Genomic DNA, 23,959 nt, shown 5'->3' with positions numbered 1-23,959 from the left:
GATGGATCAACGGGCCGATCGCGCATCAGGCGCCACTGTATCCCCGGAAGCGGCACCTGCGAAATCGCGCCTTCAGCGGCTGCGGCAGCGCTTCCGGCTGTCGCCCGTCAACCGCCGCCGTTGGGAACGGTTCAAATCCCATAAGATCGGCTATCGCTCATTCATCATCTTCACGACCCTGTTCGTCGCCTCTCTCTTCGCCGAGTTCATTGCCAACGACCGCCCGCTGATCGCAAGCTACAAGGGCGAAATCCTGTTTCCCGTTCTCGTCGATTATCCGGAAGAGAAGTTCGGCGGCTTCCTTGCCGTAACCGACTACAGGACACCCGACATAGCGAACGAGATCAACGCCAACGGCTGGATGCTGTGGCCGCCGATCCGCTATTCCTATTCGACGATCAACAAGGATTACCCCGGCCGCATCGGCGAAAGCGGCGTCTGCCTCGGTTATCCGGCGCCACCTCCGTGGGCAACGTCCCTCAAGCTCTGCCCCGCGCCGCCGGACCAGCTTGCGCGCTATGAAGAGCTCGGAAATACCAACTGGCTTGGCCTCGACGATCAAGGGCGAGACGTTCTCGCGCGCGTGATCTACGGTTTCCGTATTTCCGTCCTGTTCGGCCTGATCCTGACGATCGTCTCGTCCGCGGTCGGCGTTGTTGCCGGCGCCGTGCAGGGCTACTTCGGCGGCCGCGTCGATCTCATATTCCAGCGCGTGCTCGAAATCTGGAACTCGATTCCGGAACTGTTCGTGCTGCTGATCATATCCTCGCTCTTCGTTCCGGGATTCTGGACGCTGCTCGGGATTTTGATGATCTTCAGTTGGACGTCGCTCGTCGGTCTCGTCCGCGCCGAATTCCTTCGTGGCCGCAACCTCGAATACGTCCGCGCCGCGCGCGCGCTCGGCCTTTCCGACTGGCAGATCATGTTCAAGCACTTGCTGCCGAATGCGATGGTCGCGACGCTGACGTTCCTGCCGTTCAAGCTTTCGGGCGGCATTGCAGCCCTGACGGCGCTCGACTTCTTAGGCCTCGGCATGCCGCCCGGTTCTCCGTCGCTTGGCGAGCTTCTGCTCCAAGGCAAGAAGCACCTCGAAGCGCCGTGGCTCGGCATATCCGGCTTCATCGCTGTTTCAATCATCCTGTCGCTCGCGATCTTCATGGGTGAAGCCGTGCGCGACGCACTCGATCCGCGAAAGACCTTCAGGGGCAAGAGTTGATGTCAGCCGCAGCGCCTCTCGTCGATGTTCGCAATCTGTCTGTCGCTTTCGGCGACGGCGCCGAAGCGGTGCGCGTTGTCAAAGGTGTGTCGTTCACGGTCGGCAAGGGTGAGACGGTTGCGCTTGTCGGCGAATCCGGCTCCGGCAAGACCGTCTCCGCAATGTCGATCCTGCGCCTGCTTCCCAATTCCGCCTCCCATCCGACGGGCGAGATTCTGTTCGAGGGGAAGGACATCCTGAAGATGAACGCGGCCGAGCTTCGCGCGATCCGCGGCCGGCGCATCTCCATCATCTTCCAGGAGCCGATGACGACGCTCAACCCGCTTCACACCATCGAGAAGCAGGTCGGCGAAATCATCAAGCTGCATCAGACCGTCTCGGTTGAGAATACTCGCGAACGCGTCCTCGAGCTTCTGAAGAAGGTCGGCATCCGCGATCCCGAAAAGCGGCTCGGCGCCTATCCGCATCAGCTGTCCGGCGGCCAACGTCAGCGCGTGATGATCGCGATCGCACTCGCCAATAAGCCGGACCTGCTGATCGCCGACGAGCCGACGACCGCCCTCGACGTGACGATCCAGGCGCAAATCCTCGAGCTTCTGAAGTCGCTGCAAAAAGAGATGGGCATGGCGATGCTGCTCATCACACACGACCTCGGCATCGTCCGCCGCATGGCCGAGCGCGTCTACGTCATGCGCCACGGCGAGATCGTCGAAACGGGACCGGCGGAAGAAGTCTTCACGGAGCCGAAGCATCCCTACACGCGCCATCTGCTCGAAGCCGAGCCCAAGGGAATGCCACCCACCACCGACACCACGCGGCCCGTGGTCGTCGAGACCGACAACCTCAAAGTCTGGTTTCCGATCAAACAGGGATTGCTTCAGCGGACGGTTGATTACGTGAAAGCCGTCGACGGGTTGTCGATGAAGCTCAGGGCCGGTGAAACCTTAGGCGTCGTCGGCGAATCCGGTTCCGGCAAGACGACGCTCGGCCTCGCCATTTTGCGTCTTCTCTCCTCCGACGGACCGATCGCTTACGTCGGCAAGCGCATCGACGGTTTGACGAACAAGCAGATGCGCCCGCTCCGCAAGGAAATGCAGATCGTCTTCCAAGATCCCTACGGTTCTCTCTCGCCGCGCCTCACCGTGGGCCAGATCATCGAAGAAGGGCTGACGATTCAAAATCCGGAGCTTGACGACCGCCAGCGCCGGGAACGCGTAAGCGCCGCCCTGACGGAGGTCGGTCTCGATCCGGCGTCCCAAGACCGCTATCCGCATGAATTCTCAGGCGGCCAGCGACAGCGCATTGCAATTGCCCGCGCCATGGTTCTGCAGCCGAAGTTCGTCATGCTCGACGAGCCGACGAGCGCGCTCGACATGAGCGTGCAAGCCCAGATCGTCGATCTCCTGCGCGACCTGCAGACGAGGCACGATCTTGCCTACCTGTTCATTAGTCACGACCTGAAAGTCGTGCGCGCGCTTTGCAACTACGTCATCGTCATGAAGAACGGCAAGGTCGTCGAGGAAGGCCCCGCGCGCGACATCTTTGAAAAGCCGAAGGACGAGTATACGAAGGCTCTTCTCGCGGCCGCATTCGACCTCAAAGTCGCCCACAGGGGAGCGCTCGCGAGCTGAACAGGAGGCCGATGATGGCAACGCCTAAGCTCGTTCACTACCACGCGCCACAAACGCGCTCCTTCGCCGTTCGCTGGCTCTTCGAAGAACTCGGATCACCGCCCCACGAACTCAAAGTGCTCAATATGAAAAAGGGCGAGCACAAAACGCCCGAGTTCCTCGCGATCAATCCGCTGGGAAAACTACCGACGGTCACCCACGACGGCGTTCCGGTGACGGAAGTCGGCGCCATCGCCATCCATCTCGCCGATCTCTTCCCTGACGCGCAGCTCGCTCCCCCATTAGGCGATCCCGCGCGCGGCACCTATTTGAGGTGGATCATCTTCAACCACGGCGCCGTCGAGCCCGCGGTCGCGGACCGCTGGCGAAAAATCGAGTCCTCGATGCCGTCAGCGATGAGCTACGGAACCTACGACGGCATGGTGAGCACGCTGGTGGGCGCGCTCGGCAGCGGACCTTACATTCTGGGTGAACGATTCTCTGCCGCCGATGTCGTAGTTGGTTCGTCCGTACGCTGGCTGACGCTGTTCAAGCTGCTGCCCGAGACGCCCGAATTCACGAGCTATCTTGAACGCCTGACGAGCCGCCCGGCCTTCAAGAGCGCGCTGGCGAAGGACGAAGAGCTGGTGCGCGCCCTGGCATCCTGAAAAACGGAATGTCACCGTGGCGTGCTTTCGGAACCCCCGGGATCGGCTATCCTGGGGTTCCGAATCGCCGATGTGAGATCCGTCCACAATGCTTCCCAATGACGTCTTCCGGGACCGCCTCGAGCGGACGCTCATTGATCTCGAAGCGTGGGCCAAGGCGACGGCCGATTGCGCCGAAATCGGCATCGCGGCTTCCGAGCGCTACTGGCGAATGGTCGTGGTCCCGAATGCCGATCTTGCTTGCCCGTTCGAGCTGATGATCAAATCCGATCAGAAATTTGGACTGAAGCTCGCAGCTGAAACCTACGACGACCGGCCGATCGAGCGGCTCGATTTGTTCCCGGCCCTCGTTCGGGCGATCGAGGCCGGCCGCGTCGACAAAATCGAAATATTCAATGCCATGACGGATGCTCTCGTCGGTGTCGCGATGCGCGTCGAGCTGGCACCCGGGTGGGACTGGATCGGCGACCGGCGGATCGCTCCGCCGACGCCGGCTGAAGAACGGCGGACACGCCGCTTCTTGCCCTATCGCCGCTGAATAACGGTGATTAGAAAGACGGCGCGTGGCCGGCGAGCCGCTTGATCGCCGAGATATGGCTGCCGGATTTTGCGATCCGTCGCGCGGCCTCGGACAGCGGCTCGACCGCGACCACCATGTGATAGGCGTTGGCGTGAATGAACATAACGCCGTCAAGCATGATGCCGACGTGCCCCTTCCAGAACACGAGATCTCCGCGCGCCAACCCTTCGAGATCTTCCGAGACGAGAACGTTGTCGCCAAGCTCCGCCTGCTGCATATCGCTGTCGCGCGGCGCCGGAATGCCCGCAGCCTGAAGCGCCGTCTGCACAAGGCCCGAACAGTCGATTCCGACGCGCGTGCGGCCCCCCCAGAGATACGGCGTACCGATGAAGCGCTCGGCGATTTCTGCGTAATCGCGCACAAAGCGATCTTTCACAGAGGCGTGCCGCGCGTAGATGAAACCGCCACTCTCGAGTTCGAGAAATCGATCGTCGCCGCCAATAACCGCAATCGGCGTGTTGAGTGCGAGATGCATGATCGGCGGCGACTTGATGTCGGGTGCGCCGTAAAGAAATGTCCCGAGCGTCTGCACGCGATGGGTTGGACGTATCGCGCCGCGCGCAATCGTGTCCGAGCGCAGATAGCCGACGTACCCGTCGCGCGCGAGCTGAACCCACGCCCAGCCGTTGGCATCGTCGAAGATTGTCAGGCTCTCGCCGAACAAAACTTCGGTTTCGAAACCACACGACGGATCGGGCTGCTTGCGAAGCGGCACCGTGGAACGCACGACAAAACCGGGTTCTCCGGTGACGTAACGCTCGGCACGAACCACGCCCTCGAGCGATTTCGCCGCGAGGTCCGGACGAAAGACGTTGCGGCGCGGATCGAGGGCGCCTGCGGTCCGTTGCGAAACTCCAGTGGTCACGAGGTGAGCTCTCGCCTCAGTTGTTCCATCACTGCGCGGGCCGTCTGCGGCTCCCCGCCCTTCGGGCCAAGGGGCCGAGCCGCCGGTCGCCACCCATATAGGTCGAAGTGGGCGAAACGGCGAGCCCGGGTGACAAAGCGCTTCAGAAACAACGCCGCGGTAATGGCGCCGGCGAATGGCGATTCCCAGACGTTGTTCATGTCGGCAATATCGCTGTCGAGATGACGGCGGTAACCATCCCAAAGCGGCAGATTCCACAAAGGATCGCCGATGGAGGCGGCAAGCGGCGGCAGGCTGCGCGCCAGGTCATCGTCATTCGTGAAGAACGCAGGCAAGTCCGGCCCAAGAGCGGTTCGCGCCGCGCCGGTCAGCGTTGCGAAAACGAAGATGCTGTCGGGCTCGTCCGCATCGGCGAGAGCCAGCGCATCGGCGAGCACAAGCCGCCCTTCCGCGTCCGTATTGCCGATCTCGACGCTGAGACCAAGACGGCTTGCAATCACATCGCCCGGCCGGAAGGCATCGCCACCGACAGAGTTCTCCGCTGTCGGGATCAGCACGCGAAGCCGGCACTTGAGACCCTGCCCCATGATCATGTGCGCGAGCGCCAACGCCGTCGCAGCGCCACCCATGTCCTTCTTCATCAGCAGCATCGCACTCGCGGGCTTGATGTCGAGACCGCCGGTATCGAACGTGATGCCCTTGCCGACGAGCGTGATCTTCGGCGCGCCGGCCGGCCCCCAGCTCATGTCGATGAGACGCGGCTGCCGCGGGCTCGCGCGGCCCACGGCATGAATGAGAGGAAAGTTCTCCGTCAGCAGCTCGTCGCCGGTGGTCACCGAAATATCAGCCCCGTGGCGGTCGGCGAGCACACGCGCGATGGCTTCGATATCGGCAGGCGCCATATCCGACGCGGGCGTGTTGATCAGATCCCGGCCGAGCCAGACGGCTTCGGCAGTATTGATGATGCGATCGGAGCCCGCATTGGCGAGCCGCAGTTTGGGGCGGCTGCCGTTCTTGTCTTTCTTCAGGTAGCGCGAAAACGAGTAGCCGCCGAGAGACCAGGCCAATGCGGCAAGATCGGCGTGCGCCAGCTCCGAAGCGAAGCGATACGTTCCCGCCGGCAATCCTGAACCCAAAAGCCCGGCAAGCAATTCGGATGGGCCGCTCGGTTCCCCCTGCTGGCCGTTGCCGACCCCGAGCGCGACGGACGCGATGTTTCCGTCCGCGCCCGGAATAAGAACGGTGCGCTTGGCATTCCCTGAAAACTTCTGCGCCTTGAGCCAGGCGCGCTGAACGTCGTCGAGCGAGCCGATGGCATCGACGCCGTCGGACGGAACGAAATGAACAGGGATGTCGTCAGCGGCCGCAGCGCCAAGTGCAAATGTTTCCGCCGCCGTCCAGGCTGTCGTCTCGGTCATTCGTCTCACACTCCACTGCGTTGCATTGATTCGGTTGCATTGATTCGATTGAGTCGCGCGCCGGCTGCAACTGCCCAGGGCTGTCGAGGGCCGCCGGGGCGGCCACAGCACAAACCTTTTCAGCGATTGCACTGCTTATACAGGTCTGGCGCAAAACTTAAGCGTTTGTTGACCCATGCCTCAGAAACTGACGGTCTCGCAAAGATTCGCCAGGGGAACGGCGAATCAATCCCCGACGGAGACTTTCATGACGCGTTTCGAGCATCCCTTCGCATGTGTAGTGCTGCGGCCCCGGCGCCTCGGCACCCTCGCGGCCCTGACCGCGAGCTTGCTCTTAGGGGCCTGCTCCGCGTCAACCGATCTGTTGCCGAGCATCGCCATGAAACCGAATGACACCAAGACCGCCGATGCCGGCCCATCGTCTCCACAAAACGAGTTGCAGAAGGCCACGATCTACTGGGGCAACGAGTACAACAAGAAGCCGACCGAGCTTCGCCCGGCGCTCAACTATGCGAAAAATCTGAAAGCCCTCGGCGAAAAGGACAAGGCTCTCGCCGTCCTTCAGCAGGTCAGCCTGCTTCATGGCAACGATCCGGAAGTCGCCAGCGAATATGGCCGCCTCGCGCTTGAAATGGATCAAGTCGGCGTCGCCAATCAGATGCTGACGCTGGCCGACGACCCGACGAAACCCGATTGGCGCATCGTCTCGGCGCGCGGCACGGTCATGGCGAAGCAGGGCAAGTACACCGAGGCTATCCCATTCTATGAACGCGCACTGACGCTTTCACCCAACAATCCGACCGTCACGAACAACCTCGCGATGGCTTACGCGATGAACGGCGATCCGAAGAGGGCCGAGGGTCTGCTCCGCCAAGCGGTATCCTCGTCCGGAGCGACGCCGAAAATTCGCGAAAACCTCGCGCTCGTACTGGGTCTCCAGGGCCGCTACGACGAATCGAAAGCCATCGCCTCCGGCGTCCTCAACACCGATACCGCCTCCGCCAACGCGGCTTACCTGAAGCAAATGGTGAAGATCGAACCGACGACCTCCATGCCCGACGCGAGCAGCTTTGCCGCCAATACCTCGGTCAGCCCGGCGGCTCCCGTCCAGAAGGCAGCGGCAACGGCCGGTTCTCTGCCGGTGACGCAAGGCGTCTGGCAAACGAGCACCGACGAGCCGCTGCCGGTCGCGCACTGACCTCGAGCGGCAACTACAAAACTCGACAGTCGACGCACTATCAGCCGGCCAACTGCGCCGGCTGTTCGCGTTCGTGCGTCCATTCGGCGTCATTAAAAAAAAGCCCCGGCCACCAAATGGGGCCAGGGCCAACGCGACACAATTTCAAAAACGCGGTCGCCCGGTCAACTTGTGGGACGGTCTACTTTTCCATCTGCATGTAACTGATGCCGGCCGGGCCGAGGATGACGATGAAAAGCACGGGCAAAAAGAACACGATCATTGGAACTGTCAGCTTCGGCGGCAGAGCAGCAGCTTTGCGCTCGGCTTCCGACTGCCGGATCTCGCGATTTTCCTTCGCCATCGTTCTGAGCGCTTGCCCGACCGGCGTGCCGTAACGCTCGGCTTGTACAAGCGCCGTCATCACCGATTTGACGCCGGGCAGTCCCGTCCGCTTGGCCAGATTCTCATATGCCTGCCTGCGATCCTGCAGATACGACAGCTCTGCCGTCGTCAACATCATTTCCTCGGCCAGCTCGACCGACTGGGTGACGATCTCCTTGCCGACCTTCGCAAAGCCCGCCTCGACCGACATGCCCGATTGCACGCATATCAGGAGCATATCGAGCGCATCCGGCCACGCTTGCTTGATCGCCAACTGCCGTTTCTGAACGCGGTTGGAGATGAACATGTTCGGCACGTAAAAGCCGAGGAACCCCGCGGCTAATGCCATCAAGACATTGACGAGCGCAGAGTAGCCACTGTCGTAGAGAACAAAGAGATAGAATAGCGCGAAAAAGAAAATCACGATCGGAGCGGCGACGCGGAAGAACATGAAGGACACGATATTCGCCTGCCCGCGAAGACCGGCGCGCTTCAGGTTTTCACGCAATTCCTCGTTGTCGAAGCGCTCGCGAAGCTTCAGCTGATCGACGACCTGCTGCATGAAGCCCTTCGGCGTCGCTCGCAACCGCCCGCTCTGGGGCCGATCCTTCGTCGCCAATTCCGCGAGACGGGCCGACCGCATCTTGCCGCGTTCGATGGCCATCTCCTTCATGCGCCGGTTCATCTGATCACGTTGCAACATCGGCAACGCAATCGTCAGAACCGTCGCGAACACGCAGACGGCGGCCAGCACCGTCGCGATGAATTGCGGGTCCATTACAACGTCGACGAACGACAACATCGCTATACCGCCAGCATGTCTGTTTGCACGAGCAGAAGCCTAGAACTTGAAGTTGATCATCTTCTTCATGACAAGAACGCCCATCATCATCCACGCCGCGCCGCCCGCGACCATGAAGTGCCCGATCGTCGTTGTGAAAAGCGGCATGATGTACGCAGGCGAAGAAAGAAAGACCATTGTCATGACACCTGGCGGCAACGAGGCAAGCACCATTGCGGACGCTTTCGCTTCAGCCGAAAGCGCCTTCACTTTGAGCGCCAGCATTTGCCGGTCACGGAGAACGTTCGAAAGATTCGAGAGCGCTTCAGACAAGTTGCCGCCGGATTGCTGCTGAATGCCGATGACGATGGTCAGGAAGCGCACATCCGATATCGGCATGCGGTCGCACATCCGCTCCAGGCCATCCGCGATGGAAACGCCGAGCCGCTGCTGCTCGACGACTTCACGGAACTCACTGGCAAGCGGCTCCGGACTTTCGCGCGAAATGACCTGAAGACATTCGCTCAACGGCAGGCCGGACTTGATGCCGCGCACGACGACGTCGATGGCGTTCGCCAATTGCGAAACGAATTTCTGCTGACGCCGGCTGATCATCTTATTGAGGATCCAGCGCGGCATGCCGAACCCGCCGACAATAGCCGCGACGACGGCGCCGCTCAACGGCAGCCCCATAATGAATATCGCGATCGACGCGAAAAGAGCGCCAAGCAGCGCGCTCGCAATATAGAATTCTCGCGGGGTCATTTTCGAGCCGGACCGCATCAACCGCAGACTGAGCGTCACCTTCTTGTCGGCTTTCTGGCGGTCGTCGATTTCCTTCAGCGAATCCGCGACGGACTTCTTGCGGCTGCTTTGCAGGTCGCCGGCGCCTCCGGAAATGCGCGAGCCTCGAGCACTGGATACGCTCTGCAACCGCTTCGACTGCCGGTCGTCGGCAAAATATGGATACGCGATCGCGAACACCGCGCCGGCGAATGCGAGCGCCGCAAGCAGCGGCACCATGAGCGAAAAAAGGTCGAGATCACCCATTGCGATCACCGAGCGGACTGCCGTGTTTGTCTTCGATCTCGGACTGGACGAGCGCTCGTGTCAGGCGTTCCGTCTCACCGTAATATTCCGCGCGTTCCATGAAGCGGGGCCGCGTAATGCCCGTCGACCGGTGCCGGCCGATCAGCTTGCCGTGCGCGTCCTCGCCGGTGATTTCGTAGATGATCAGGTTTTGAAGAGTGATGGTCTCTTCTTCCATGCCCATGACTTCAGTGATGTGCGTGATTTTGCGCGAGCCGTCACGCAAGCGCGACGCCTGAACGATCACGTCGATGGAACCGCAAATCATCTCGCGAATAGTCTTGATCGGCAGCGCGTAGCCGCCTTGCATGATCATCGACTCGAGGCGGCTCAGCGCTTCGCGCGGGCTATTGGCGTGCAACGTGCCCATCGAACCGTCGTGGCCCGTGTTCATCGCCTGCAGCAAATCGAACGCTTCCGGTCCGCGGACCTCACCGACGATGATGCGTTCCGGACGCATACGAAGGCAGTTCTTGATGAGATCACGCATCTTGATCTCACCTTCGCCCTCGAGATTGGGCGGCCGCGTCTCGAGACGCACAACGTGCGGCTGTTGCAGCTGAAGCTCGGCCGAGTCCTCGCACGTGATGATGCGCTCGTCATCATCGATCGAACCCGTAAGACAGTTGAGAAGCGTCGTCTTGCCGGAACCTGTGCCGCCCGAAATGAGGACGTTGCAGCGAACGCGCCCGATGATCTCGAGGATCGTCTTCGCATCCGGCGTAATCGACCCAAACTTGACCAGCTGCTCGAGGCGCAAACGGTCCTTTTTGAATTTACGAATCGTCAGCGCGGGCCCATCGATCGCGAGCGGCGGCGCAATGACGTTGACGCGCGATCCGTCGGGAAGACGCGCGTCGCAAATCGGGCTCGATTCATCGACCCGCCGGCCGATCTGGCTGACGATGCGCTGACAGATATTCATGAGCTGTTGATTGTCGGCGAACCGGACGTTGGTTTTTTGAACCTTGCCGCCGACCTCGATGAACGTCGTGCCGGCGCCGTTCACCATGATATCGGCAATGTCGTCTCGCGCCAGAAGAGGCTCGAGCGGGCCGTAACCGAGCACGTCGTTGCAAATGTCCTCGAGCAGTTCTTCCTGCTCGGAAATCGACATCACGACGTTTTTGATTTGAATGATTTCGCTGACGATATCGCGAATTTCTTCGCGCGCCGCAATACTGTCGAGCTTCGACAGCTGCGTAAGATCGATCGTATCGATCAGCGCGTTGAAGACGGTCGTTTTGACGTCGTAGTACTCTTCCGAGTGCCGCCGCTGCGTCTCGGCGACGGCCTCAGCTCGCTGCGGCGTGGGGCTCGGCGCGGCGGGTGCTCGCGCCGGCGTCGATGCGCGCGGTTCGATAACGGCGGCGGCTGCCTGCGGTTCAGGAGCCTGCTGCGCAACGCGCCTCTCTGACGATTGATCGTTGGAGCGCCTACCGAACATGGGGCTTAGATCCTCAACGCTTGAGCTTCAACTTCTCCAGGATCGGCGCGATGGCCGACAACGGCGAACTTGGTTTTTCCGCTTTAGTGTCTTTACGCCGCGTTAGCCTGAACGCTAATTCGTGGAACTTCTCGATCGACTTCGCCTTCGAGTTGAACTCGCCGATCATTTGACCGTTGTTCGCCGCCTGGCTGAAGGTTTCGGAATCGTAGTCGATCACCGAGATGACCTTGAGGCCAAGAGCCTGCTCGAATTCCTTGACACTGATTTCCTGGCGCTTCGGCACGTTTGCCATGTTCAGGATCAAGTGCGGCTTCTCGTCGTTTTTTCTCGACGTTTTGAGAAGATCGATGATGTTCTTGGCGTTCCGCAGGTTTGCAAGATCCGGAACGGCCGTGATGACAACCTGGTCGGCCTGCATCAGGACGCGCTTCGACCACGGCGACCAACCATGCGGCAGATCGACGGCAACGAACGGCACATTCTGGCGCGCCACATCGATGACGATGGCGCAAGCTTCAGGCGAAATGTCGAAGTCGCGGTCGAGTACGACGGGCGCCGCAAAAATGGAAAGATGCTGCGAGCATTTCGTCAGCAGGCGATCGAGCAACTGGTCGTCCAGACGCTCCGGCGTTGCCAATGCTTCAGCTATGCCCTGAACAGGATCCTGATTGAAATCGAGGCCTGTGGTGCCGAACGCGAGATCGAGATCGGCGATCGTGACATCCGATTTCAAAACTTCCGACATCGTCCACGCCACGTTGTGGCAAATGGTCGATGAACCGACGCCGCCTTTCGCTCCGATGAATGCGAAGACATGGCCGACAGGATCGGTCTCCGGATTGTTGTAGAGATTGGAAATGCTCTCCATCAACCCCATCGGATCGACGGGAGAGACGAGATACTCCGCGACGCCGCGCTTCAAGAGCTCGCGATAGAGAAGCACGTCGTTGTGCCGCCCGACGACGATGACCTTCGTTCCCGGATCGCAGCTCTCCGCTAACCGATCGAGTTCGACGAGCAATTGGCTGCCCTTCAGAGCGCTGTCGAGGATGATCAGATTGGGCGTCGGGCTATCGAGATAGTGCGCGACGGCCGCGCCAATGCCGCCCATGTGGACGCTGACGTGCGCTTTCGACAACCGGCGATCATCGGCTGCATACTGAAGCGCGTCGGCAACCTGCGGATCATCGCAAAAGGCTTGAATGGAAATTCGCGGTATGGGACGGGCGCGATCGGCCGGAGGGAGATCCGACGAGCCACCATCTTCGAGCACCGGTTCCTCGCTTGGGCTATCTGGAGCGTGCTTGGACATGTCGTCTCCGAAAGATCAATTGGTGGTGGGCTTGGCGATCGTCGCAGCTTCGGCATCGGCGCCAAGTGGCTTACCCGTCACGTATTTGGAATACATATCGTCCCGCCGGTTCGCGTCGCGACTGGTCATCGTACGCGGACCGAGCAGGTCAGCCGGGTTCGCCACCATGACGGCAAGATTGCGCTGACCAGCGCAGCCGAAATTGGGATACGGCGTATTTTGATAGGTACGACCGAGATTTTCCGACCAGTCCCGCCCGCACTCGGGCGCTTCGGCGACGTAGCGCATGTAAGACAACCGCAACGGCGCATCCCGCCCGTCCGCATGGTAAGCCTCGACAGCGATCGAGGTTTCCGAATAACCGGTCTCGATCATCAAACGGCGCGCTTCGTCGGCTGCCTGCATAGCAGCGCCCTCGTTCGCCGAACCGCCCGGAGCCGAAATGACGACGCGGCTGTTTCCTGCGTCCGAAGCGCGGCTTCTGCCGGCGAACTCCAAAACGCGCGCGCGCTGCGCGGGTGTCAGACCATCGGAACTCGCAGCTATACGCAGATTGAGCGTCGCCGGCTGCTGTGACACGAGGATCGGATGTCGTTGCTCGGGATCGATGACTTGCCAGCCCGCGACCTGAGGGCCGGGAGCATCGTGACGGCATCCGGCGACGGAAAGCGGAAGCGAAACGATGACAAGAATTTTGGCGAAGCCCGAGCATAATTTCCGGGGCCCGCGGTCGGTCGTGCACTTGATCGGCATGATGCGTCTGCGCCCCAGTTATTCGACGATGAAACCGTAATCACCCTTGAGACCGCCGGAAGGCATCGCTTCGCTCTTGCCGTAGATCCTGTTGAGATGACCGAGAAAGTCCGCCTTGAGGTCGGTCGCCGGCGCGAGCCCATCGGTCGGCGCCGCAAGCTGCTGACGCGAGGTCGGCTGCACCAGGTAAGGCGTCACGATGACGACCAGCTCCGACTCCTGGTTTTGGAAATCGCGGCTTCGAAACAGCGTGCCGAGAATAGGAATGTCCTTGGCGCCTGGCAGGCCATCGATGTTTTGCTGCGTTTTCGTATTGATGAGGCCTGCGAGGGCGAGCGATCCGCCGGACGGCAACTCCACGACGGTTTTCGCCTGCCGCGTATCGAATACCGGATTGCCGCCGATGAATTGCGAAATATCGCTGACGCTGGTGTCGATCTTCAGACTGATGCGGCCTTCGGAAAGCACAACAGGCGTAAAGCCGAGCTGCACGCCGAACTTTTTGAACGCGACGGAACTCGTGCCGGTTTGCGTGTCGATGCCGGTGACGTATGGCACTTCGCCGCCCGCGAGGAATTCGGCTGGCTCACCCGAAATGGCGGTCAGGTTCGGTTCGGCGAGCGTCCGGATCAGACCGTCGCGTTCCAACGCCCGGATCGCCGACTGGATTCGATTGCCACCCGAACCCCATCCCGACAGCAGACCGCTGTTGCCGAGGGCGCCAGGGGGGCCGGTGTTGAACGCGCATATAGAGCCAATCGCGCAGGCTGCACTGGCCGCCGCAGGAAGTCCGAACGTCGGAAGCGTTCCGAGACCTTGCGCCGCCGATATCGGTAATGAGTTTTCCGTCAGAAGCGTTGTCGAGAAGCTTCCCGATTGCAACATCCCGCCAAGATTGACGCCCAGCTGCTTCAGAACCGTCCGCTGAACTTCGGCGACCGTCACCTTGAGCATCACTTGCTCTTCAGCTTCTACCGTCAGCATATTGATGACGGGTTGTTTCTGCTGATTGGTCTGACTGTCGCCCATCGTAACGCCCTCTTTGACGTTGATGGACGTGCTGGTGAGCTGCTGCGAGATGAATTGCGCGGCGATGTTGCCGGCGCGGGTCGAGTCGATCGGACTCTTGACGCTTCCCGTCAGGATGACCGTCTGATTCAGCATCTCGACCTTGATGGAAGCACCGGTGATGATCCGGTTGAGGAGCGATTGCAGCCCCGCCGTCTCTCGCTCGATGTAAAGCTCCATGGTCGCGAATTGCGCACCCGACGTATCGAAGAAGAAGGCGTTGGCTTCGCCGGTTCCTTTGGCGAGCAGGAAGACGCGGTTTGAACTCAGAACCACCGCATCGACCACGGCGGGGTTCGACACCATCACGTCGCGGACATCGCGCGGAAATTCGAGTAGGACCGATTTTCCCATCCCGATCTTCAGGCTTTTCCTGATAGGGCCGCCGGTGTCCTTGATGCGAATGAACGATTGATGCCCCCCAGCATCCGCCGAGAGGTCGCGATAAACTTCTTCGGACTCTGGCGGCTGTGCCACTGCCGCCGAAAAGGCAAGCGTCGCGCCAAAAAACATCACGATGGCGCGCAATCGAGCGCGCCAAGAAAATCCGGAATTACTGCGCATGAGCCCTAAACCTATGACGACTACTGATTAATCATTTACTCAGTTCACGCCATACACACGCGACTTGGCTCCGTAGCGAACGATGCGCACGGAATTGTTTTTAGGTTTGTCGAGACTGACACCGCCGGCCCTTGCCGGGTCGGTGCTTAAATCGGCAACGCTGCGAAGGGACAAAGTGATCTCGCCCATCGAATTCGCGAGCGCCATCATCTCCGCTTGGCGCGGCGTCAGCTCCAACGTCGCCGTCGTTGCCGAACTGTCCGCTGCCTTCTTGCCTTCCTTCGTCTCGATCTGCTGACCGATTGCCATGACACGGACGTTCCGGAACAGCGTGTCGACGACGCTTGCGTCCTGACCGCTGCGGCCCCGCACCTGCCGGATCAGAATGACGTCCACATGATCGTTGGGGAGAATGAGGCTGCCGGCCGCCGTCTCGGCTTTGATCTTCGTCGAGATGGCGCGCATGCCTTGCGGCAGGATCGCAGCGAGAACGCCGCCCTGCCCCGCCTTGATCAGCTTCTGCGCGGTAACAGGCTCTCCGGCAAGCAGCGGCGAGCGCGCTACCGAACCCGAGAGGTTATGCATGATCGACTGGCCGCCGCTCTGCTTGGTGATGTAGCTCGCGGAGACGGCTTCCGAAGGCCAAGAGACCCATCGGAAGCTTCCCTCGTTGACGATCTGCCCCACCGGGATATCCGATCCGGCCACCAGCACATCGGTGCTATTGACCGTCTTCTCGACAGTGATCGGAGCCGCGGGCGGGCGCACGAACGCGCTCGCTACGTAATACGCGAGCAGGGCGGCGCTTAAAGCCACCGAAAATCCAATGAGCTGAGCCCGTTTCATCCGCCCCGTAGTCCCCGAGAGCACAAATCGATCTGCTCAGGACGATGACGGCCAATTGTCAATTTGAGGTTAATCTCTGTCTCGAAGCGAGGCTAAGCGCTCGAAACGTTGTAGAGACAGTTATGAATACGTAAATGCTCGTCCGGCGAGCGCGCAAATCCTTTGATCGGCGCTTCCGGCCGGCGCGCGGAACGCGTGTCGGAAACGCCCAAAGGAAAGCTAGACGACGAGAGACAGAAAGATGTCCGTCGCCGGGAAGATTGCGAGACCACCCGCTGCAACGGCGATGCCGTAGGGAATGGGACCTCTTGGAACGTGGAGGCGCTGCGCCCAGCCCGGAAGAGCTAGCTTTTCAGCGGGAAACCAGTTGCGATATCCGAGGATTACGAGCGAAAGTACGCCGCCGAAAATCGCGACAAAAACGAGATACTCGACGATGTGATTTGCACCGATCCACACGCTTCCGGCGGCGATCAGCTTGGCATCTCCACCACCGAGAAGATTGAGCGAAAAGAGCGTGAATGTAACACCAAGGACTGCAAACCCGATCGCCAGGTTCGTGCCGAAAGTCTCGAGCGGCATGCGCGTGAGCAGCGCCACGGCAATAAATCCGCCGACGAGCGCGAGCGAGATCTTGTTCGGTATTTTCATCGTGAAGAGATCGTTGGCCGCGGCAAAGGCCATCGCGACCGGGAACGTCATGAGGAGGATTGAAGCGAGCGACGCCATGTGCAGAGACCTAGATGGATGCAAAAGAGGCTGGGAGAATGCAGCATGCGAGTAAAGGCGCGCCTAACGGCGCCGAAACCTCGGCCATCGAATCGCCCCTACAGATTGGCCGCAAAGTACGTGCCGATGGTTGCGAACATGCCCTGCAAGGCTCCGGATATCTGCGACAGTGCTGCGACCATGCAGATACTCACAATCCCGGAAATCAAAGCATATTCGATAGATGTCGCGCCGCTTTCATTGCTTAGAAAGCTCCGGACGAACCCTTTGTGCATGTCGGTTACCTTGTACTGTCGGAGCCGAAGTCGGGCACCTTCCATGAGGAATTGTGGAGCAGAGATCTTAGTCTCGAGTGGCCCCATGAAATTTGCGAAGCGTATCGCAAACAGCCGCATCGACCGGAACTATCTCGGATGAAAAAATGCGCCCGGAGTTGTTTTTCCGAGCGCATCTTATTCGCAAACCTAGGAAGGCCGTTGCCTTACTTAGCCGTGTTCGCGGTGTTGAGTTCGTTGCCAACCTTGGTGAACGTGTCGTTCAGGTAGCCCTTAAGACTGCCGAGGGTGCCGATAATCCCAACAGCGACGATCGCGGCGATCAGGCCATATTCAATGGCCGTTGCGCCCGACTCGTCATTCATGAAACGCGAAAACAAGTTCATCCGTACTCTCCCAAACTAGTCTGAAGTGTAGTGTCCAATCCTGCTTCGCCGGGGGGATCCGTCCTCTCCAGCGAACTTTAGCGACAATAATGCTCAAAAATTAAATTCAGGTAAAACCGCTCAGGTTGCACGGATGATCTGACTAAAGCGCAAGTGAGCACCGGATATTTCTCAACAATTACGAATATAGCCACAGCAATAATCAGATAACCATCATTACCAAATCACGAATAATCGAATGAATACATAAATTCTCGCAGTATTCATTAGTTAATACTGTTTAATTATTCGATCTTAGCCTTCGGATCGAGAGGTGGATAGAGCAAAGCCTATACCATCTTCCGCACCGCAATCCGGGACACAGCTGCGCCTCACCTTGGAATGAACACGGCCTCCACTCACGGGCGCACATTCAACTCAAGTAACTTTTTCATTCCGCGAATGACGCGCTGCAACCTGCAGGATCGGGCCGCGGCAACTCCGCGCTCGATTGAAACGGCCATTACCAGTTCCTTCACCAATTCATGCGGTAATTATCTCTTCCTCGAGATAGCCGGATGCCGAATGCTCAGAAAATCCAGACGAACCGCAACGCCGCTCCTCAGGGCTATTCGCGGCATCGCGTATGCGAGCCTTATTGCATTGGCAGGCATCCCGGCCACCGCCGGAGACTTGGTCGTACGGTACGATCAATCCCAATTGCTGCGGCTTCCAAGACCGGCATCTGAGATTATCGTGGGCAATCCTTCGATCGCAGACGTCACTCTCCAAGACGGCAACCTGGTCGTCGTGACCGGCAAGACCTTCGGAATAACGAACATCATCGCCCTCGATAGCGACCACAACGTCATCCAGGATCAGCGGGTGATGGTGGAGCGCGACGATCGCCGGATCGTCAACCTGCATAAAGGAAGTCAGCGCTTCACGTACGCCTGCACGCCCAACTGCGAGCCAACACTGACAATCGGCGACGAAAAGGACTTCTTTGATAACGTCAAGTCGGCAAACTCCAGCAAGACGAAGTTCTCCGAAGGCTCATCTGATCAGGGCGCCAACGCAAACAACCAGCAATAATCAGTGAGCAGCGGAACGGCGCCGATTCCCGGCGGCGCCGTGTTGGATGCGATTAACGCTTTGTGAACCGCGCCAAAGGAAAGATGTTTCGATAAATGCGCTTTTAATGTTCCAGGTCTACCTCTCAACGCAACGCACTGATGAGGGATCTCGAGCGCAATGACGGCTGGCATTAAGCCGCTTTTGGATCTTCGCGGCCTTCGTCGCCTTCAGCGCGACGACCAGGGCACGACCGCGATTGAGTTTGCGATCGTCGCCACGCCCTTCATGTTGTTCATCCTCGGCCTCGTCGGCTGCGCCTTCTATTTTTTCATTATCAGTTCGATCGAAAAGGGCATGGACCAGGCGAGCCGCCTTATTCGCACCGGACAGGCCGTCACGCAGAAAATGACCGTCGACCAGTTCAGAAAGAAAATCTGCACTGGGGCAGGCCCGTGGATCGATTGCAATAAACTTCAGATTTTTGCGCAGGCTGCGGACAATTGGAATAGCGGTATCCAGCCGTACAAATGTCTGGACAACACCGCGAACCTGTCTCTCGTCATGAAGCCGACGGACCTCATAGCCATTTACACCGGCACTGCGAGCCAGATCGTGATCGTGACCACCTGTTATAAATGGGACTTCACCGCCAAGCTCCCGCTCATCAAATTTGGCAACGCTCCCGACGGCACGACGATGATGCAAACCGCTACTGCTTTCCGCAGCGAGCCCTACCCGAGCAATTGAACCATGCATCAGTTTGGGCCTTCTCGATTGATATCTCAGTTCCGCTCGCTGCTCCGGGAGAGCTCCGGCGTCGCCGCCGTCGAGTTCGCGTTTCTCGCGCCGCTACTGATGCTGATGACTTTCGGCACCTTCGAAATCACACGCGCACTGATCGTTCACAAGCGCTTCCAGAAAGCGACGGCGATGATCGGGGACCTCGTAGCCCGCGAGCAGCAGCTCGGCGAAACAAGTGCGGACGCAAAAAATCAGCTGAATGCCATCATGGTCGCAGCCGTCCAGGCAATGTCGCCGTACAGCTCCAACGCGATGCGGATGGGCATCTATCAATTCAGGGCCAATAGCACCGACGCCACGAAGACCAGAATCGAATGGTCTTACGCGTACAATTCCATGGTCATCCAGCCATGCTCTCTGACGTATACTGCGAATAAGCTGGTTCCGGCGAACCTCCTTTCGAAGGGTGACGCCGCAATCATAATCGACGCACAATATCAGTTCTCGCCGCTGCTGAAGAACCTGCTGCCGGCCGTCATAAAGAGCCTGACCTGGTCCGACACGGCGACCTTTTCCCCGCGCTACGGGTCGGTCTTCTACGGTCAGGCGACCCAAAATTCGGTTTGCCCGACCTAATTGGCCCATTCATCTCGAAATTTCTGGGGTGTGTGCGTTCCGCGCATCAACCATCAATGAAATTCGAATACTTTTTTTAATTAATCCGAGTACGGAGGAATTTAATCCTCCTATGCCGGATCAATGAGCACCCCATTATCTTAAACTCCGCCGTTATCGCAAGTGCTAAGAAAACTTTTTTCTCTAGGCGCACGGAATTGAGCATTCGTTTCTAGTGGCGCCCTAACAGACCCTTGTCTTGTTGCAACCATCCGGTACAGTTTACTCATTCTAATTAAAAGTGCGCCAGGGATTGCAACCTTATGGGACGAAGATCCGTTCATTCGCCGGAGGAGTTGCGGCAGCTTATTCTCGACGCTTCCCAGACCATTGTGGAACGCAACGGGATTACGGGCCTGTCAGCTCGTGAAATCGCGCGGATGATCGGTTATTCGCCGGGCACGCTCTACAATATCTTTGAAAACCTGGACGACGTTCTGCTGACGCTCCAGGTGCAATTGATGGGTCGCACACTCGAACATATGAAGCGCGTTCCGCTTGGGCAGGATAGGGAAAAGAACGTCCAGGCTTTGGCGCACGGCTACGTCGATTTCGCTCTCGTCAATCGCCGCATGTGGAATCTATTTCTAGCGCACAGCTTGCCGCCAGGAACCAGTGTGCCGGTGCTGCTTCACGATTATACGAATAGCCTCATCGATATCCTCAAAGACCAACTCGCTTCGATCGTACCTGATGCATCGCCTGACTCTCTCGATGCGATGGCACGCACTCTGTGGGCTGGCCTTAATGGCATCACAGCAATTGCGGCAACCGAAAAGGGCGTCTACCTCACGCCCGCGACCGCGCAATCATTCGCCAAGGAATTGACGACGAACTTTATCAGGGGTTTGCGCTGCCAGGCAGCACATCACTAGCGGGAGCCGGAAGCGGTGCCGCTTCTGCCGCCGGTTGAGGCTGCACACTTGGAGCCGCGGGGTTCTTCGCCTCTCCAGGACGATCGCCAGAATGCTCGCCGATAGAACTCGTCGTCATACCGTTCGCGCTATCGGGCTTGCGGCTCGCGAAATGCGGACCTTGAAGGATTCCGAACCACTTGTCGGTCGGCAGCATCCGCTGCTGTAAGCCCGTCCACATGCTACGCGAACTAAGCCCGTCGACGAATGTCGTTGTCTGCGGTGAAATCATGATCGCCGCCGCAGTTGCCCCCGCCATCGCGAGCGAAGCACCGAGATGCCGGCGATCGAATAACTTCAACGCCGTGCCGAATGACGATTTGATGCGCGTGTCCATCACGTCGACCGAATAGATCTCATCGAGCGTCAGATGCGTGATGTAGCCGACGAACATGAACGCGCCGGCAAGCCACGAAACGCCCTCGGGCTTGCCGAGCAGATACCGAAAGACGATGGCCGTCGCGACTGACGAAAAGACCGCTGCAAGGATCGAATGCCAGATCCCTCTGTGTACCGAGATACGATGGAAGATCGCATGCAGGCCGTATCGAACGACGAGAAGCGTCCCAAGCCACAGCACCCAAAGCTCGGCAATGGAGAACTCCGTCGCCGCATTGAACAGCACCGCGAATGAAAAGAAGATCGCAAGCCCCGCGAACATCGCCCGGCTCGGCCGCGAGTCCTTGAGGTCGATGTCGGGCAGCACGGAACCGAGAACGCCGGCCAAAGTTACCGCAACCAGATTTTGCGGGGCGACGACGTCCGCCGCGAGGGTGAGAGTTGCAAGCGCGCCAGTTACAACGGTACCAATCGCGATGTGAGTGGTGAAATTCGCCATCGTTGCCACCAACCGCATTTGCCCGCTCGCAAACCGAGACGTATGGACTGGCTAGCGGCCCTCTCTTCGGCTAATGGAGCATCAGATTCGCACCGCCCCGACGAGGGCCTGATGCGGCACGGATGTGGATAAGCCTGCCGGGAGCACGGCCTGATGAGGCCGAACGCTCCTTCCAATTTCGCCGCTGCGATTCGAGTATAAGACCTGGGCGCAGCCATCGACGACGGAACACCGCTTTTAATGTCCACCGCCACTAAAAATGAACACGGCAGGATCGCACGCATAGCGGCGATCAATATCGGCGTCGCGCTGACCGTCGTGACCTTGAAATATATCGCCTACGCGGTTTCGGGATCGGTCGCCCTCTTCTCCGATGCGCTCGAAAGCATCGTCAACGTGATGACCGCCATCGCGGCCTTTAGCGCCATTCGCCTCAGTGCCAAACCGGCCGACGCCGATCATCCCTTCGGCCACTACAAGGCCGAATTCCTCGCGGCCATGTTCGAAGGCGCAATGATCGCCGTCGCCGCGGTTCTCATCATGATCAAAGCCTATTCCGGCCTGGTGAACGGCGTCGAACTCGCGCACCCGGGCCTCGGCCTCGCGATCAACGTTCTGTCGACCGTGATCAACGCGGGGTGGGCTTGGGCGATGATCAAGTGGGGAACGAATTGGCGCTCGCCCGCGCTCGTGGCGGATGGCAAGCACTTGTTTACGGACGTCATCACGTCCGTCGGTGTCGTCATTGCCCTGATCGTTGCAATTCTGACGGGCTGGACGATCCTCGACCCATTGATCGCCGCCGTCGTCGCGACCCACATCCTATTTATGGGCTACAACATCGCGACGGAATCCATGTCGCGATTGATGGATCAGGCGGCGAGCCCCGACATCGAGGGCCGCATCAGAGGTGTCATCGAAGCGAACGGCCACGGCGCGCTCGAAGCACACGACATTCGCACCCGCCAAGCCGGACGCGCCCTGTTCATTGAATTTCATCTCGTCGTGCCGGGCACGATGACTGTCGATGATGCTCACGTCATCTGCGACCGGCTCGAGAATTCAATCGAGCAGAGCATCGAAGGCTCCGAGGTCGTGATCCACGTCGAGCCGGAATACAAGGCGAAGCCGGAGGAATCCGGCGCCGTGCCGCTTTAGGCCCGCTCGGCCCAGAGATCGTACTCGTCGGCTTCGACCACTTTGCCGCGGACGATATCCCCGGCTTTCAAATCGGCTTCGCCATTCAGAAACACGTTGCCGTCGATATCGGGCGCGTCCCACTTCGAACGGCCGATGGCGCCGTCCTCGTCGACTTCATCGATGATGATGTCGATCGTCGAGCCGACCTTTTCTCGCAGTATCTCGCTGCTGACGTCCTTCTGGGCGGCCATGAAGCGGTGCCAGCGCTCCTCTTTCACCTCTTCCGGAACCGCGCCCTCGATCGCGTTGGCCGTCGCACCCTCCACGGCTTCATACTTGAAGCAACCGGCGCGGTTGATCTTGGCTTCCTTCAGCCAGCCGAGCAGGAATTGAAAATCCTCTTCGGTCTCGCCCGGGAACCCGACGATGAACGTCGAGCGAATAGCGAGATCCGGGCAGACGTCACGCCAGCGGCGAATACGTTCGGCCGTCTTCTCCTGCGACGCAGGCCGCCGCATCGCCTTCAGGACCGACGGAGAGGCATGCTGAAACGGGATGTCGAGGTACGGCAGGATCTTGCCTTCCGCCATCAGCGGAATGACGTCGTCGACATGCGGATATGGGTAGACGTAGTGCATCCGCACCCACGCGCCGAGATCGCCCAGCGCGCGCGACAAATCGAGAAAGCGCGCTTTGAGCGGACTGCCCTTCCACGGGCTCTCCGCGTATTTCAAATCGAGACCGTAGGCGCTCGTATCCTGGCTGATGACGAGCAGCTCTTTCACGCCGGCGCTGACGAGACGCTCGGCCTCCGTCATCACGTGGTTCGACGGCCGGCTCGCGAGATCGCCCCTGAGCGACGGGATGATGCAGAAGGTGCAGCGATTGTTGCAGCCTTCCGAAATCTTCAGATAGGCGTAATGGCGCGGCGTGAGCCTAAGCCCCTCGGGCGGCACGAGATCGAGAAACGGATCGTGCAGCGGCGGCACGGCGTCGTGAACGGCTTCAACGACCTGCTCGTACTGATGCGGCCCCGTCACCGCGAGAACTCCCGGATGGGCCTCGCGAATGCGATCCTCTTCCACGCCGAAGCAGCCCGTCACGATTACCCGGCCATTGCCGTTCATCGCTTCGCCGATGGCGTCGAGGCTTTCCTTTTTGGCTGAATCGAGAAAACCGCACGTGTTCACCACGACAACGTCGGCGCCGTCGTAATCGCGGGCTATCGAATAGCCTTCCGACCTGAGCTTGGTGATGATGCGTTCGCTGTCGACCAGGGCTTTCGGACACCCGAGCGATACAAACCCGACTTTGGGCGTGCGTGATTGCGGCGCGACCGCGCCATGCGCCAGCCGCCGCACCTTTGCACTTTCCTTTGCCTTGATCTTTACTGAGGGTCTCGCCATCTTCGCGCTTCTAGCCTT

At 59.5% G+C, this 23,959-nt stretch carries 24 protein-coding genes; 10 read left to right on the top strand and 14 right to left on the bottom strand.

Annotated features, from left to right (window positions below; translation table 11 throughout):
• Nucleotide 1 precedes the first annotated feature (1 nt).
• The 4 genes from AACL53_RS02080 (at nt 2) to AACL53_RS02065 (ending at nt 4,032) form a co-directional block, all read left to right on the top strand.
• Nucleotides 2-1,216, top strand: a complete 1,215-nt coding sequence (locus AACL53_RS02080) for an ABC transporter permease (protein ID WP_339086858.1) — start codon at nt 2-4, stop codon at nt 1,214-1,216.
• Nucleotides 1,216-2,847, top strand: coding sequence for an ABC transporter ATP-binding protein (locus tag AACL53_RS02075; RefSeq protein WP_339081977.1), 1,632 nt, complete (start codon nt 1,216-1,218; stop codon nt 2,845-2,847). The genes AACL53_RS02080 and AACL53_RS02075 overlap by 1 nt, the downstream gene beginning before the upstream one ends.
• 11 nt (nt 2,848-2,858) lie before the next feature.
• Nucleotides 2,859-3,494, top strand: coding sequence for a glutathione S-transferase family protein (locus AACL53_RS02070; protein ID WP_339081975.1), 636 nt, complete (start codon nt 2,859-2,861; stop codon nt 3,492-3,494).
• An 88-nt stretch (nt 3,495-3,582) separates the two neighbouring features.
• Nucleotides 3,583-4,032 (top strand): hypothetical protein, encoded by a 450-nt coding sequence (locus AACL53_RS02065; protein WP_339081972.1) that lies wholly within the window; start codon nt 3,583-3,585, stop codon nt 4,030-4,032.
• Between the two features lie 10 nt (nt 4,033-4,042).
• On the opposite strand, the gene AACL53_RS02060 is transcribed toward AACL53_RS02065, so the two are convergent.
• Together AACL53_RS02060 and AACL53_RS02055 are read right to left on the bottom strand one after the other, a co-directional pair.
• Nucleotides 4,043-4,939, bottom strand: a complete 897-nt coding sequence (locus tag AACL53_RS02060) for a C40 family peptidase (protein WP_339081970.1) — start codon at nt 4,937-4,939, stop codon at nt 4,043-4,045.
• On the bottom strand, nt 4,936-6,357 hold the full coding sequence (locus AACL53_RS02055) for a M17 family metallopeptidase (protein WP_339081968.1): 1,422 nt from the start codon (nt 6,355-6,357) through the stop codon (nt 4,936-4,938). The genes AACL53_RS02060 and AACL53_RS02055 overlap by 4 nt, the downstream gene beginning before the upstream one ends.
• A gap of 247 nt (nt 6,358-6,604) precedes the next feature.
• On the opposite strand from AACL53_RS02055, the gene AACL53_RS02050 reads away from it, so the two are divergent.
• On the top strand, nt 6,605-7,555 hold the full coding sequence (locus AACL53_RS02050) for a tetratricopeptide repeat protein (protein WP_339081965.1): 951 nt from the start codon (nt 6,605-6,607) through the stop codon (nt 7,553-7,555).
• 181 nt (nt 7,556-7,736) lie between these two features.
• Here AACL53_RS02050 and AACL53_RS02045 read toward each other — a convergent pair whose 3' ends face one another.
• The 10 genes from AACL53_RS02045 to AACL53_RS02000 form a co-directional block, all read right to left on the bottom strand.
• The gene (locus tag AACL53_RS02045) at nt 7,737-8,720 is read right to left on the bottom strand and encodes a type II secretion system F family protein (protein WP_339081963.1); all 984 of its coding nucleotides are present in this window, start codon (nt 8,718-8,720) and stop codon (nt 7,737-7,739) included.
• 39 nt (nt 8,721-8,759) lie between these two features.
• A complete protein-coding gene (locus AACL53_RS02040) occupies nt 8,760-9,749 on the bottom strand; it encodes a type II secretion system F family protein (protein WP_339081961.1) in 990 nt (329 codons plus the stop codon).
• Nucleotides 9,742-11,235, bottom strand: coding sequence for a CpaF family protein (locus tag AACL53_RS02035; protein WP_339081959.1), 1,494 nt, complete (start codon nt 11,233-11,235; stop codon nt 9,742-9,744). Before AACL53_RS02035 ends, AACL53_RS02040 begins: the two co-directional genes overlap by 8 nt.
• Nucleotides 11,236-11,248: 13 nt before the next feature.
• Nucleotides 11,249-12,550: a CtpF protein gene (locus AACL53_RS02030; RefSeq protein WP_339081957.1), complete on the bottom strand. Its 1,302-nt coding sequence runs from the start codon at nt 12,548-12,550 to the stop codon at nt 11,249-11,251.
• A 15-nt stretch (nt 12,551-12,565) separates the two neighbouring features.
• On the bottom strand, nt 12,566-13,303 hold the full coding sequence (locus AACL53_RS02025) for a CpaD family pilus assembly protein (RefSeq protein ID WP_339081955.1): 738 nt from the start codon (nt 13,301-13,303) through the stop codon (nt 12,566-12,568).
• Nucleotides 13,304-13,321: 18 nt separating this feature from the next.
• The gene (locus AACL53_RS02020; RefSeq protein ID WP_339081953.1) at nt 13,322-14,935 is read right to left on the bottom strand and encodes a type II and III secretion system protein family protein; all 1,614 of its coding nucleotides are present in this window, start codon (nt 14,933-14,935) and stop codon (nt 13,322-13,324) included.
• Between the two features lie 39 nt (nt 14,936-14,974).
• On the bottom strand, nt 14,975-15,781 hold the full coding sequence (gene cpaB / locus AACL53_RS02015) for a Flp pilus assembly protein CpaB (protein ID WP_339081951.1): 807 nt from the start codon (nt 15,779-15,781) through the stop codon (nt 14,975-14,977).
• 219 nt (nt 15,782-16,000) lie between these two features.
• Complete coding sequence (locus AACL53_RS02010; protein ID WP_339081949.1) at nt 16,001-16,510, bottom strand: prepilin peptidase; 510 nt, start codon at nt 16,508-16,510, stop codon at nt 16,001-16,003.
• A gap of 98 nt (nt 16,511-16,608) precedes the next feature.
• Nucleotides 16,609-16,785, bottom strand: coding sequence for a Flp family type IVb pilin (locus tag AACL53_RS02005; RefSeq protein WP_339081947.1), 177 nt, complete (start codon nt 16,783-16,785; stop codon nt 16,609-16,611).
• A 206-nt stretch (nt 16,786-16,991) separates the two neighbouring features.
• Entirely contained in the window at nt 16,992-17,171 is a 180-nt protein-coding gene (locus AACL53_RS02000; RefSeq protein ID WP_339081945.1) for a Flp family type IVb pilin, read from the bottom strand.
• A 564-nt stretch (nt 17,172-17,735) separates the two neighbouring features.
• Between AACL53_RS02000 and AACL53_RS01995 the strand changes: the two genes are divergently transcribed.
• The 4 genes from AACL53_RS01995 to AACL53_RS01980 all read left to right on the top strand — a co-directional run bounded on the left by AACL53_RS01995 (nt 17,736) and on the right by AACL53_RS01980 (nt 20,518).
• Nucleotides 17,736-18,245 (top strand): pilus assembly protein N-terminal domain-containing protein, encoded by a 510-nt coding sequence (locus AACL53_RS01995; RefSeq protein ID WP_339081943.1) that lies wholly within the window; start codon nt 17,736-17,738, stop codon nt 18,243-18,245.
• A 159-nt stretch (nt 18,246-18,404) separates the two neighbouring features.
• The gene (locus tag AACL53_RS01990) at nt 18,405-18,974 is read left to right on the top strand and encodes a TadE/TadG family type IV pilus assembly protein (protein ID WP_339081941.1); all 570 of its coding nucleotides are present in this window, start codon (nt 18,405-18,407) and stop codon (nt 18,972-18,974) included.
• 3 nt (nt 18,975-18,977) lie between these two features.
• A complete protein-coding gene (locus AACL53_RS01985; protein WP_339081939.1) occupies nt 18,978-19,604 on the top strand; it encodes a TadE/TadG family type IV pilus assembly protein in 627 nt (208 codons plus the stop codon).
• 302 nt (nt 19,605-19,906) lie between these two features.
• Nucleotides 19,907-20,518 carry a TetR/AcrR family transcriptional regulator gene (locus AACL53_RS01980; RefSeq protein ID WP_339081937.1) on the top strand — a complete coding sequence of 204 codons (612 nt, stop codon included), beginning with the start codon at nt 19,907-19,909 and terminating at the stop codon, nt 20,516-20,518.
• Here AACL53_RS01980 and AACL53_RS01975 read toward each other — a convergent pair.
• Complete coding sequence (locus AACL53_RS01975; RefSeq protein ID WP_339081935.1) at nt 20,484-21,413, bottom strand: metal-dependent hydrolase; 930 nt, start codon at nt 21,411-21,413, stop codon at nt 20,484-20,486. The genes AACL53_RS01980 and AACL53_RS01975 overlap by 35 nt on opposite strands.
• Before the next feature lie 222 nt (nt 21,414-21,635).
• Here AACL53_RS01975 and AACL53_RS01970 point away from each other — a divergent pair, with 222 nt between their 5' ends.
• Nucleotides 21,636-22,553: a cation diffusion facilitator family transporter gene (locus AACL53_RS01970; protein ID WP_339081933.1), complete on the top strand. Its 918-nt coding sequence runs from the start codon at nt 21,636-21,638 to the stop codon at nt 22,551-22,553.
• Here AACL53_RS01970 and rimO read toward each other — a convergent pair.
• A complete protein-coding gene (rimO, locus tag AACL53_RS01965) occupies nt 22,550-23,941 on the bottom strand; it encodes a 30S ribosomal protein S12 methylthiotransferase RimO (RefSeq protein ID WP_339081931.1) in 1,392 nt (463 codons plus the stop codon). The two genes, AACL53_RS01970 and rimO, sit on opposite strands and share 4 nt — an antisense overlap.
• Between the last annotated feature and the right edge of the window lie 18 nt (nt 23,942-23,959).

The sequence above is a fragment of the Hyphomicrobium sp. ghe19 genome, assembly GCF_902712875.1.
Lineage (GTDB): Bacteria > Pseudomonadota > Alphaproteobacteria > Rhizobiales > Hyphomicrobiaceae > Hyphomicrobium_B.
The sequence above is the reverse complement of the archived record's forward strand: the minus strand, read 5'-3'. Positions and strand labels throughout refer to the sequence as shown.